This is a genomic window from Hyalangium sp. (assembly GCF_035629615.1).
Lineage (GTDB): Bacteria > Myxococcota > Myxococcia > Myxococcales > Myxococcaceae > Hyalangium.
Map to the genome: position 1 here is coordinate 1 of NZ_DASPHO010000090.1, position 10,503 is coordinate 10,503.

Annotated in this window: 14 protein-coding genes; 9 read left to right on the forward strand and 5 right to left on the reverse strand. The window is 68.8% G+C overall.

Annotation, left to right across the window (positions count from 1 at the left end; all coding sequences use genetic code 11):
• The 3 genes from VD972_RS03990 to VD972_RS04000 all read left to right on the forward strand — a co-directional run.
• On the forward strand, positions 1–1,229 hold a 1,229-nt coding region (locus tag VD972_RS03990; RefSeq protein WP_324980985.1), incomplete at its 5' end, for an ATP-binding protein.
• Positions 1,230–1,275: 46 nt separating this feature from the next.
• A complete protein-coding gene (locus tag VD972_RS03995) occupies positions 1,276–1,764 on the forward strand; it encodes a MarR family winged helix-turn-helix transcriptional regulator (protein ID WP_324980988.1) in 489 nt (162 codons plus the stop codon).
• The gene (locus VD972_RS04000; RefSeq protein WP_324980991.1) at positions 1,761–2,477 is read left to right on the forward strand and encodes a hypothetical protein; all 717 of its coding nucleotides are present in this window, start codon (positions 1,761–1,763) and stop codon (positions 2,475–2,477) included. The genes VD972_RS03995 and VD972_RS04000 overlap by 4 nt, the downstream gene beginning before the upstream one ends.
• 83 nt (positions 2,478–2,560) lie before the next feature.
• Here the strand turns inward: VD972_RS04000 and VD972_RS04005 are convergent, their stop codons facing one another.
• Both VD972_RS04005 and VD972_RS04010 read right to left on the reverse strand, forming a co-directional pair.
• On the reverse strand, positions 2,561–3,181 hold the full coding sequence (locus tag VD972_RS04005; protein WP_324980994.1) for a ribonuclease HI family protein: 621 nt from the start codon (positions 3,179–3,181) through the stop codon (positions 2,561–2,563).
• A gap of 27 nt (positions 3,182–3,208) precedes the next feature.
• Positions 3,209–3,937: a zinc ribbon domain-containing protein gene (locus VD972_RS04010; protein ID WP_324980998.1), complete on the reverse strand. Its 729-nt coding sequence runs from the start codon at positions 3,935–3,937 to the stop codon at positions 3,209–3,211.
• A gap of 344 nt (positions 3,938–4,281) precedes the next feature.
• Here VD972_RS04010 and VD972_RS04015 point away from each other — a divergent pair, with 344 nt between their 5' ends.
• The gene (locus VD972_RS04015; RefSeq protein ID WP_324981001.1) at positions 4,282–4,899 is read left to right on the forward strand and encodes a carboxypeptidase regulatory-like domain-containing protein; all 618 of its coding nucleotides are present in this window, start codon (positions 4,282–4,284) and stop codon (positions 4,897–4,899) included.
• Positions 4,900–5,092: 193 nt separating this feature from the next.
• Positions 5,093–5,245, forward strand: a complete 153-nt coding sequence (locus VD972_RS04020) for a hypothetical protein (protein ID WP_324981004.1) — start codon at positions 5,093–5,095, stop codon at positions 5,243–5,245.
• 97 nt (positions 5,246–5,342) lie between these two features.
• Here VD972_RS04020 and VD972_RS04025 read toward each other — a convergent pair whose 3' ends face one another.
• Complete coding sequence (locus VD972_RS04025) at positions 5,343–5,627, reverse strand: FYDLN acid domain-containing protein (protein ID WP_324981007.1); 285 nt, start codon at positions 5,625–5,627, stop codon at positions 5,343–5,345.
• Positions 5,628–5,775: 148 nt separating this feature from the next.
• Between VD972_RS04025 and VD972_RS04030 the strand changes: the two genes are divergently transcribed.
• Genes VD972_RS04030 through VD972_RS04045 form a run of 4 tightly spaced genes read left to right on the forward strand, consistent with a single transcriptional unit; the run spans position 5,776 to position 8,836 of the window.
• Positions 5,776–7,632 carry a GYF domain-containing protein gene (locus VD972_RS04030; protein WP_324981010.1) on the forward strand — a complete coding sequence of 619 codons (1,857 nt, stop codon included), beginning with the start codon at positions 5,776–5,778 and terminating at the stop codon, positions 7,630–7,632.
• Between the two features lie 9 nt (positions 7,633–7,641).
• Positions 7,642–7,905: a EutN/CcmL family microcompartment protein gene (locus VD972_RS04035; protein ID WP_324981013.1), complete on the forward strand. Its 264-nt coding sequence runs from the start codon at positions 7,642–7,644 to the stop codon at positions 7,903–7,905.
• Positions 7,902–8,171 carry a EutN/CcmL family microcompartment protein gene (locus tag VD972_RS04040; protein WP_324981016.1) on the forward strand — a complete coding sequence of 90 codons (270 nt, stop codon included), beginning with the start codon at positions 7,902–7,904 and terminating at the stop codon, positions 8,169–8,171. Before VD972_RS04035 ends, VD972_RS04040 begins: the two co-directional genes overlap by 4 nt.
• On the forward strand, positions 8,168–8,836 hold the full coding sequence (locus VD972_RS04045; protein ID WP_324981019.1) for a class II aldolase/adducin family protein: 669 nt from the start codon (positions 8,168–8,170) through the stop codon (positions 8,834–8,836). The genes VD972_RS04040 and VD972_RS04045 overlap by 4 nt, the downstream gene beginning before the upstream one ends.
• Before the next feature lie 19 nt (positions 8,837–8,855).
• Here VD972_RS04045 and VD972_RS04050 read toward each other — a convergent pair whose 3' ends face one another.
• Positions 8,856–9,095 (reverse strand): DUF3006 domain-containing protein, encoded by a 240-nt coding sequence (locus VD972_RS04050; protein WP_324981023.1) that lies wholly within the window; start codon positions 9,093–9,095, stop codon positions 8,856–8,858.
• Between the two features lie 9 nt (positions 9,096–9,104).
• Positions 9,105–10,503 (reverse strand): ComEC/Rec2 family competence protein (locus VD972_RS04055; RefSeq protein ID WP_324981026.1); only part of this gene is annotated, 1,399 nt, incomplete at its 5' end.

Sequence of the window (10,503 nt, forward strand, 5' to 3'; positions counted from 1 at the left end):
CTCACCAACAGCCCGCGGAGGACATGGAGTTCACCCGTGCCATCGTCGATCGCCGCGGCCTCGTCGCCTACCGCACGCGCAACCCGGAGCGCTTCATCGGCACGTCCGCCACCCCGGCATTCATCGAGAACACCCGGCTGACGACAGAGGGCGTGTTCCGGAGCATCACGCTGGAGGGTCAGCACTCCTATGTGGCCTTCAGCCGTTCTTCCCTCGCGGGCTGGACGTCCGCTGTCGTGGTCCCCGTCGAAGTCATCGACGGCCCCTTCCGGCGATCGCTCGTGGCCATCGCGGCCTTCGGGGTGATGGCCGTCCTCGTGAGCGTGGCGGCCGCGGTCGTCTTCGCACGGCGCTTCGCTCGGGATCTCCGCTCCGCGGCCGTGGCGGCGGAGGCCCTGGCGGGAGGGGAGCGGCCTCAGGTGGATCCCTCTCGCATCGAGGAGATGGAGCGACTGGGCCGCTCGCTGTCGAGCTCCGCCGAGCTCTTGCGCCAGCATGAGGGGGAGGAGCGGCGCGCGCGGGCGGGGCTCGAGGCGGCCGTGCGGTCCCGTGACGAGTTCCTCTCACTCGCTTCGCACGAGCTGAAGACGCCGCTCACCTCGCTGATGCTCCAGGCGCAGCTGCTCCAGCGCCGGCAGGAGCGGGGCGAGCTCCTTCCCCCGGAGAGCGTCAGGCGGGTGCTCGATCAGACCACCCGGCAGACTCAGCGGCTGGCCCGGCTGGTGAATGACATGCTGGACATCTCGCGCATCGCGGTGGGCAAGCTCTCGCTGGAGCAGGACACCTTCGATCTCGCGGAGCTTGCGGACGATGTGGTGGCGAAGCTGGGCCCGCAGCTGAGCGAGGCCCGGTGCGACGTCTCGGTGCGGGCCGAGGAGCCTGTCGTGGGGACGTGGGACCGCTACCGGTTGGAGCAGGTGCTCACCAACTTCCTGACGAACGCGGCGCGGTACGGCCCCGGCAAGCCCGTCGAGATCTCGGTTTGCCGGCTCGAGGAGCGGGCAGAGCTGCGGGTGCGCGATCAAGGCCGCGGCATCGCGCCGGAGGATCAGGAGCGGATCTTCCGCAAGTTTGAGCGGGCCGTGGATGGCAATGAGGTGAGCGGGCTGGGGCTCGGGCTGTTCATCGTGCGCGAGATCGTGGAGATGCACGGGGGGGCCGTGCGCGTCGAGAGCGCACCGGGGCAGGGCGCGACCTTCATCGTCCACCTCCCGGTGCTGCCTGGCTGAGCAGCCTTGATTGACAGTGACCTGTCCAATCGACAGGATGCTGTTCATGGCGAAGCCGACGGCAGCGGGCGAGGCGTTCACGGAGCTGGTGCTCGAGGTGTTTCGCCTCAACGGACTTGCGATCGAGGCCGGGGATCGCTTGACGGAGCCGGTGGGGCTCAGCAGCGCGCGCTGGCAGGTGCTCGGCGTCGTGGACCATGCCCCTGCGCCGGTGGCCAACGTGGCCCGCATGATGGGGCTGACCCGCCAGAGCGTGCAGCAGACTGCCGATGCCCTGGAGCGGGACGGCTTCATCGAATACCTCGAGAACCCGCACCACAAGCGCGCCAGGCTCATCTCGATGACGGCCAAGGGGCGCAAGGCGCTTCGGCAAGTAGAGCTGCGTCATGCCTCCTGGGCGAACCGGATCAGCGCGGGGTTGGACCTGCAACGGCTCGAGGCAGTGGTGGAGGGGCTGCGCCAGGCCCGGGAGCGCCTCGAGGAAGACGCCGCCTCGTCCCACGACGGACGGATCGCACCCACGGAGGGCCCATGACGCACGAGACGATGATTCCCGCGCTCCCCTGTGTCTCCATCAGCGAGACGCTGGACTTCTACCGGCTCCTCAACTTCGAGGTGACGTACCAGCAGGCCTCTCCGAACCCGTACGCGGCGACGCGTCGCAAGGGGGGCGGCGAGCTCCACTTCTTTGGCCTCAAAGGGCTGAAGCCTGCGGAGGCGTTCAGCACGTGCCTGGTGATCGTCGAGGAGGTGGAGGGCCTGCACCAGACGTTCGCAGCCGCGCTGAGGGGGGTATACGGCAAGATTCCCATCGCCGGCGTCCCACGGATCACTCGGATGAAGAAGGGCCAGAGCCGGTTCACCGTGGTCGACCCGTCCGGCAACTCCCTCATCTTCATCCGGCGGGATGAGCCGGGCGGGGACGGCGAGGCCAGGCCCGAGCAGGGGGCACGGTCGCGGTTGGCGAAGGCGATCGACGCGGCAGCCCGCCTGCGCGACTACAAGGGAGACGACGCAGCGGCCGCCAAGGTCCTCGATGTGGCGCTTGGCAGGAACGAGCCCGCTGCCCCCATCGAGCGCGCCCGAGCGCTCGCCGCCAGGGCCGAGCTGGCAGTGGCCCTGGGAGACCAGGAGCGCTCCCGGGCCTTGCGCGCCGAGCTCCAGCAGATCCCGCTCTCCGAAGCGGAGCGCGAGCGCCTCCGAGACGAGCTGCAGGCAGCAGAGGAGCTCGAGAAGTCGCAGCGCTAGCTGGCGGGGGAGCGCCCGAGCAACCTGTCAGACAAGTGGACAGGTTCAGCCAGCACGCGCCGCCAGGGGCTGACGAGCGTGGCTCAGAGCCGCTCGTCGATGGCGCGGTTGCTCATCTCGTCGGCGGCGGCGTTCATCGCTCGCGGCACGTGGACGAGCTTCACCCGGGAGAAGTCGTTGAGGAGCTTCACCGCCTCCTCATAGAGCGGCCGCAGGGTGGCGCTCTTCACCTGGTAGCGGCCTCCGAGCTGGCGGATGAGGAGCTCGCTGTCGGCGAAGATCTCGATCTCCTTGGCGCCCAGGGACTTGGCGTGCCTCAGCCCGAGCAGCAGCCCCATGTACTCGGCATAGTTGTTCGTCTGGTGCCCCAGGTACTTGCCCACCTTGGCCACCACCTGGCCGCCCGGCTCCACCAGCACCGCGCCCGCGCCGCTGGGACCCGGGTTTCCGCGCGCCGCTCCGTCCGAGTACAGCCGGAGGCGAGGGGTGGCGACGCGAGCAGGGGACTCCTCGGCCGTGGGGGACTCGACGGTGGGGGAGTCTGCCTGGGGCTCACCCGCGCTGCCATCCAGGCGCTGGGCGGCAGCCTCCAGGAGCTGGCCCAGGCGCTCGCGCGTGAGCCCCCGGAAAGAGCGCACCGTGGCCGTGAGCGGCTCCTCGCGCGCGATGTGGCGCAGGATGTCGGCCTCGGTAGGCTTCGGCATAAGGGGCCCCCGGAGCGAGTGGCTACTTCACTGCGAGGTGGGCTCGGCCAGTGCCTCGACCGCATAGATGATGCGGTTACACGAGGGGCACACATCCGTGCCCAGCGACGTTCGCAGCTGGTTGTAGAGCTGCGGGGGCACGTTCATGTTGCACCCCTGGCAAGTGCCCCCCGCCATCACGCCGACCAGCGCGGGCAGCTTCTTCTTGCGAATCGCCTCGTAGCGGCGCAGCAGGTTGGCATCCACCTTGGAGGACACCCCCGAGCGCTGGCCCTCGAGCTGCTTCACCTGGCTCTCGGCCTCGGCCAGCTTCGCGCGCAGCTCCGTCATCCGCCCGCCCAGCTGCTGCTGCCGGCCGGCGAACTCGGACTCCTTGCCCTTCACGGCCTCGCGCGCGGCGGCCAGCGTCTTGGTGATCTCCACCAGCTCGTCGGCCATGGTGAGGTTCGCCTTCTTGGCGATGTCGATCTCCCGGGCCAGGGCGGAGTACTCGCGAGTGGAGCGCTGCTCGGCCAGCCGCGCCTCCCACTTCTTCACCTTGTCCTTCTCGTCGGTGATGTTCTGCTCGAGCTGGAGCTTCTGCCGCTCGATGTCCGCGACGCGCGCGCGCTCGGCCTCCATCGCGCTGCGTGCTGCGCCAAGCTCTCTCTCCAACTCCGCGATCTGCCGGGGGTGGACTTCGGCGGCCTTGCGCAGGGTGGCGGCTTCCATGTCCACCTTCTGCAGCTCCGCCAGGGCCTTCAATTTCTCCCGCAAAGTTGCTGCCTCCCACGAGGACCACACTGGCGTGTGGTCAGGGGACCTCTACCAACAAAATGCATTGGGGTCCAACGCCCAGATGACTCCCTGTCATCCCTCGGCTGAGACGGGGCGGGTTTGAAACGGACGCACAGAACCATTAGACGAGGCCCGTGCACCCCATTTTGCCCCTCTGCGCGCTTGCGCTCCTGCTGCTGACGCCCGCCTGCCGTGGCTCTTCAGAGCCCTCTTCAGAGCCCAAATCCTCGGAGCCCAACGCATCGCCGCCTGCCTCCACTCCCACCTCTCCCCCCGCACGCGCCACGGCCTCGCCTGCCAGGCGGGGGTTCATCGAGGGGGTGGTGCGGCTGACGGGCTCCCCGCCCACCCCCGCGCTGTTCGACACCACCCCCAGTGTGGTGGCCGCCTGCGGCGACAAGGTCCCCGATCGATCCCTGCTCGTAGGGGAAGGGGGCGCGCTCGCGCATGTGGTGGTGTCCCTGGCCGAGGGGGCCTCGCTGCCGGCGGAGGGCCTCTCCTCCCCGCCCTCAGTCCTGGATCAAAAGAAGTGCTCCTACGAGCCGCCCGCCCTGGCCGCTCGCGCGGGCACCTCGCTCGAAGTGCGCAACTCGGACTCCCTCATCCACAACGTGCGCGCCGTGGCGGGCTCCCAGCCCCTCTTCAACGTGGCCATGCCGCTGGAGGGCATGAGCCTGAAGAAGCCTCTGCCGCCCACTCCCGGAACCATCCAGGTGAAGTGCGACGTGCACCCGTGGATGCGCGCGGTGGTCCGCACCTTTGATCATCCGTACTTCACCACCACGGATGCTCAGGGCCGCTTCCGCCTGGAACTCCCCGAGGGAAACCACACCGTCCTGCTCTGGCACGAGCGGCTGCCGGAGGCCTCGCGCCCTGTCACCGTGAAGGCCGGGGAGACCGTCCGCCTGGAGCAGAGCTGGGCCACAGGGGAACTCCACTAAAGGGGAGGGTCAGAAATGACGTGCCGCTGTCCTGATCCGGCACAGGATTCCCAGACTATGTCTCAAACCAGGATGTAGGTAAAAAGCCCCGATCTGGCAACTCCTGAGAATGTCGGGAATTTGAAAGGGGATTTTACCTTGGCGGAAAAATTGCTATGTACCGGACTCAGTGACCACGGGGGAGGTGGCCCACATGCAACCTAAGAAACGAACCCAGAACGACCCAGAAGTCCGCACCGAGGAGCAGAAGTCGCCGCGCCCGGTGGGGATGCAGACCATGGGACCGACGCTCTACGAGCAGATCCGCCGGATCGTCGTCGAGCTGAAGCTGGTGTCCGATAACTGAACGGGCACCTGGCGCACTGCAGCACCGGGCTCCACTCCGTGTGGAGCCCGTCAGAGGCCTGAGGACACGCTGGGGTGGTTGAGACCCTCCCCCCCGGCTAGATCTCCTCTTCCTCTTCCACCGCCTCGGCAGGCTCCTCGTCGAACGAGTCGAGATCCTCCTCGTCCTCGGCCTCGGCGGGCTCCTCGGGCTCGATCGGCTCGATGACCTTCGGGGCTGCAGCCAGACGGCCACGCCGCCCCTCGCTGGGCGCCTTGAGGGCCGGGCTCTCCCGTTGGTCCGCCCCGCACTTAGGACAGAGCGGATCGGGCTTTTTCATGTCATAGAACTTCGTTGTGCACTTGAAGCAGACGTACTTCGTCCCGAGGTCCTTCGCCGGCATCTCGCCACCTTCTTGAAACAAGCAAAGCAGAAACCCAAGGGGCGGCTGCATAATTGGCCCTTGGGAAGGAGTCAACGGGACGTTTTGCACTCGAAGAAGCTGGAGTAGCATCCCCCACCCGTTTCCCCAGCGCGCACCGGTCGCTCTCTTGAACTTCTCCTGTGACAATTGCCAGAGGCGGTACTCCATCGCGGACGAGAAGGTCCGCGGGAAGACCGTCAAGGTCCGTTGTAAGAACTGCCAGAACGTCATCTCCGTCCAGGGTCCGCCCATGGAAATGGAGGAGAGCACCCGTGTGGTGGCTCTCGCGGACGTCGAGCGGATCCGCGAGCAGGAGCGCGCCATGGCGGCCGCCTCGAGCGCTCCGGCCGCCCCTGTCAGCAACAACCCCTGGGAGGACGAGCCTACTCGCGCCGCCCCAGCGCGCCCCGCGAGCTCGCCGTGGTTCGTGATGGTGAAGAGCAAGCAGGAGGGCCCGCTGGACGAGGACGGACTGAGCGTCCTCATGGAGAGCGGCACCATCAACGCGCGCAGCTTCTTCTGGCAGCAGGGCATGGCGGACTGGAAGCGCGGCTCGGAGATCCCGGAGCTGGCGGGCCTCTTCGCGGCGCCCCCTCCGCCCGCGCTGCCTCCGGAGCCGGCCACCGTGGCCGTGCGAGGAGGCCAGCGGGGCACGGCGGCTCCTGCCCGGGCCCAGCCGGCGCCGCAGCAGGAGGATCATTCCTGGGATGACGTGCCCACGACGGTGGGCCAGGCCCCGGCCGCCCAGGAGGCGTGGGATCTGGAGCCGCCCATGGCCGCGCAGCCGCAACAGCGCCAGTCTCAGCGCCAGCCTCAGCGCCAGCAGCAGCAACAGCCGGTGTGGGACGAGCCGGCGCAGCAGGAGCAGCCGCAGTGGGACGACTCGGCGGCCCAGGCCGCGGAGCAGGAGCAGCCCTCGTGGGACCAGCCGGCGCAGCAGGATCACCAGCCGGCGTGGGACGAGCCCGCGCAGGACGATCAGCCGGCGTGGGACGAGCCGGAGCAGCGGCCCGCCGCGCGCACGAGCAGCAGCCCGGGCACCGCCAGCAGCCAGGCGGGCATGAGTGACGATCTGTTCTCGGATCTGGATCTGCCCGACCGGAACGATCCGATGGACGAGCCCGAGCCGCCGACGACCCTCAACACCGATAATGCGGATCCGCTGGCCTCGGTGCGCGGGAACAAGGCGTCGCGTGACGAGAAGAAGCCGGTCGAGGACACGCGCTACTTCATGAAGAAGTCGGGCGTCACCCGGCGCAACCCGGCGTGGAAGGTGGCGCTCTTCATCACGCTGCCCATCCTCCTGGTGGTGGGCGGGGTGTTCGCGCTGGACAGCCTGAACGTGGTGCCCAAGGTGAAGGTGGTGAACGCCCAGGGGCAGACCGTCGAGAAGTCCCTGTTCTTCTCGGGCGAGGGCCGGAACGAGCTGCAGGATCTGCTGCTCGGGCGCAAGAAGACGCCGCCCCCGGCTCCTACGCCCGCGCCGGCTCCGCAGGACAAGAAGCCGCAGCCGGGCGGCACCGCGCCGAAGCCCGGGGACCCGCCCGCGGTTCCGGAGACGGGCAAGTCGGCCGAGGAGCTCAAGCAGCTCTACGCGGACTCCTCCAAGACGGAGGTGAGCCCCGAGGTGCGCAAGGACACGGAGGTGGCGGCCAAGGACGCCGAGGGCCAGGCAGGCCCGCCGCCTGCGGACATCCTGAAAGTGGTGGAGATGTCCCAGAGCGCCTTCGAGGGGTGCGTGGAGGTGGAGCTGCGCAAGAACCCGTCCTTCAAGGGTGGCAGGGTGATGCTGGTGGCCACGGTGGGGACCTCGGGGGTGGTGAAGAGCACCCGGCTGGATCGCAAGGAGCTGGACTCGGCGCCGGTGGGCGACTGCATCAAGAAGAGCGCCAAGCGCATGGTCTTCCCCGCCTTCAAGCTGGACGACGGCTCCAACGAAGTGGATCTGGAAATCCCGCTGGTCCTCACCCTCGGAGCGAGGTAACAGGCGCGTATGTACTTGGGGCGAGTCCTCGGAACGGTGGTCTGCGAGCGCAAGTACGAGGGGCTCGAGGGGAAGCGTCTGCTCGTCGTCCAGCCCCTGGACCATCAGCAGGAGCCCATGGGCAGCCCCGAGGTGGCCGTGGACACGGTGTCCGCGGGGCCGGGCGAGCTGGTGTACCTGGTGGGCAGCCGCGAGGCGGCGCTCGCGCTGGATCCGTGGTTCGTGCCGGTGGATGCCGCCATCGTCGGCATCGTGGACTCGGTGGACGTATGATCCTCTGCAGAGTCCTGGGCACCATCACCGCCACCATCAAGCACCCGGCCTTCGCGGGCCGGAAGCTGATGGTCGTGCAGCCGCTGGATGAGCACCAGCAGCCCCAGGGCAAGAGCTTCATCGCCGTGGATCACTCCTCCTCGGCGGGGCCGGGGGACGTGGTGCTGGTGATGCGCGAGGGCAACGGTGTGCGGCAGATCCTGGGCGACAAGATGCTGCCCATCCGCTCGTTGATCGTCGGCGTGGTGGACGAGGTGGATGTGTGAGCGAAGGTTTCGTGCCGCTTCCGAAGCTGCGGGCGGACGTGGTGGGCACCTCCCGCCGCCTGCACGAGAACGGCTGGGTGGCCAACCACGACGGCAACGTCTCCGTGCGGCTCAAGGGCGGGCGCTTCCTGATCACCTGCACGGCGGTGTCCAAGCGGGACATCGACGACGCCTCGTTGCTGGTGGTGGACGCCCAGGGCAAGGTGCTGGAGGGGCGCCGCAAGCCCTTCGGCGAGCTGGAGCTTCACCTGGCCACCTATCGGGCCCGTCCCGAGGCCCAGGTGGTGATCCACGCCCACCCGCCGGTGGCCACCGCGTTCGGGCTGGTGGGGCAGGAGCTGTCGCCCATCGCGCTGCCGGAGATGGTGGTGTCGCTGGGGGAGCGGGTGCCCACGCTGCCGCGCGCGATGCCCAAGGATCCCGAGGGCCTCAAGCGGGTGGAGGCCGCGGCCGCCGAGTACGACGCCTTCCTCCTCGCCGGCAACGGCGCCCTCACGCTGGGCGAGGATCTGACGCAGGCGCTGCTGCGCATGGAGCTGGTGGAGCACTACGCGAAGATCCTCATGGCCGCGCGCTCCCTGGGCACCGTGCAGCCGCTGGAACCGGGGGACGTGCAGAAGCTGCTCGAGGCGCGCAAGAAGGCGGGCCTCGGTCCGCGCCGGTAGGCCTCCGCATCCACCTCGCCTACAGATCGAAGTTGCCAGGAGGCGCCGGCTTCTTCTTCTTCGCCCGCCCCCGGGCCTGACGCACCTGCTCGCGCAGGGCCCCAGTGGCCTCCGGGTCGACCTTCCCCGAGTCGAGATCGATCACGTCTCCCTCGTGCGCCTCCGCGGGCAGCTCGGCGCGGGGCCGGGTCACCTGACGGCCGTCGATGATGAGCACGGCCAGTTCTTCCTCGAAGCGATCCACGGTGGCCTTTGGCATGGGCGTTCCTCAGGGCTTGCAGTCGTTGGCCGGCTTGCGCTCCTTCATCGCCGCTTCACGTGAGGAGTAGACGATCAGGTTCTGGGGGGAGATCTGCTTGGCGCTGCGGCAGGTCTCCTTGTGGAACAGGTCCCGCTTGCGGCTGGCGACGTACTGCATGCCTCCCGCCTCATGCCCCTTCTTCCCGGGGCGGGTTCCGCGCTCGCTGGTGGAGCCCAGGGAGTCAACATCCACCACCTTTCCGAAACGCGGGAGCTCCTCGTCGCCCTTCTCCTGGGGGCTCCCAGCCTTCGCGGAAGCGGCCTTCACGGGCGCTGGCTTCGGGGCAACGGGGGCAGGTGGGGGCGGCACCAGGAGCGCTGTGTTCTCTTCCACCGGTGCGAAGACATGCTGGGTGCTGGACGCCTCGCCCGGAGCCAGCTTCTGCGTGGTGAGCATGAACTGCGTGCCATCGCTCACCGCGTGCACCTCACCATACAGATCGGTGCGGAAGACGCGAGCGCTGGCGCCCTTCAGCCGCTCGAGCACGGGCTGGGCCGGCACGCCGAGCTTGTTGCCCGCACCGACGCTGAGGATGGCCGCCTGCGGTCTCACCTCCTGGAGGAACTCCGTGCTGGTGGCGAAGTCCGCTCCATGAGCGCCCACCTTGAGGAGCGTAGAGCTCAGCTCCGCCCCGCGCTGCAGCAGTGCGGACTCCGTCTCGGCCCGCGCGTCCCCCGCGAAGAGCACGGACGTCTTTCCGTAGGTCAGGCGCAGGACGATGGAGTTGGCTTCGTGCTGCACGCCCTTGCCCCCCTCGGAGCCCTGGGACTGCACCAGCGGCTCGGTGGGCGCGCGCGGCCACAGGACCGTCAGCTCCACTCCTTTGCCCAGCGTCAGACGCGTCAGCTCCTTCGGCTGCGAGGGGTTGGGCGCGGGCGAGAAGATCTCCACTCCCCGCGAGCCCAGGGCCGTAAGCAGGGTGTCATACGCAGAAGGAGCCTCGGGCAGCTGCGGCTCGAGGAGACGGCGGGGATCGGCGATCTTCTGCACCGCATCCATCCCTCCGTAGTGGTCCGGTGACGGGTGGGTGAGCACCACGAGATCCAACCGCGTGGTGAGCAGCTCCGGGAGCCGGTTGACGAGGTGGTTCACAGCCGAGGCTCCGCCTGCGTCGATGAGGACGGTGAGCCCCTCGGGGGTGACGATGAGCGCGGAGTCTCCCTGGCCCACGTCCAGGAAGTAGACGTGGAGCTTCCCGTCCGGCGCGTTGCCCAGGTACTGCTGCGCCGCGGTGGGGCGAGGGGCTGCCGGCGGCGGAGGACGAGGGGGTGGCGGGGGATCCTTGCACGCGGTGGCGAGCAGCAGGCCCAGCAGGCCCAGCAGTGGCAGCGGGCGTCTGCTCATGGCTTGCAGTCCTCGGCGGGAC

Bases quoted from the DNA above. Each gene is read 5' to 3' on its own strand.
- VD972_RS04050 (WP_324981023.1), bottom strand. From the start codon at position 9,095: ATGCCAAAGGCCACCGTGGATCGCTTCGAGGAAGAACTGGCCGTGCTC.
- VD972_RS04040 (WP_324981016.1), top strand. From the start codon at position 7,902: ATGATCCTCTGCAGAGTCCTGGGCACCATCACCGCCACCATCAAGCAC.
- VD972_RS04005 (WP_324980994.1), bottom strand. From the start codon at position 3,181: ATGCCGAAGCCTACCGAGGCCGACATCCTGCGCCACATCGCGCGCGAG.
- VD972_RS04020 (WP_324981004.1), top strand. From the start codon at position 5,093: ATGCAACCTAAGAAACGAACCCAGAACGACCCAGAAGTCCGCACCGAG.
- VD972_RS04025 (WP_324981007.1), bottom strand. From the start codon at position 5,627: ATGCCGGCGAAGGACCTCGGGACGAAGTACGTCTGCTTCAAGTGCACA.
- VD972_RS04035 (WP_324981013.1), top strand. From the start codon at position 7,642: ATGTACTTGGGGCGAGTCCTCGGAACGGTGGTCTGCGAGCGCAAGTAC.
- VD972_RS03995 (WP_324980988.1), top strand. From the start codon at position 1,276: ATGGCGAAGCCGACGGCAGCGGGCGAGGCGTTCACGGAGCTGGTGCTC.
- VD972_RS04000 (WP_324980991.1), top strand. From the start codon at position 1,761: ATGACGCACGAGACGATGATTCCCGCGCTCCCCTGTGTCTCCATCAGC.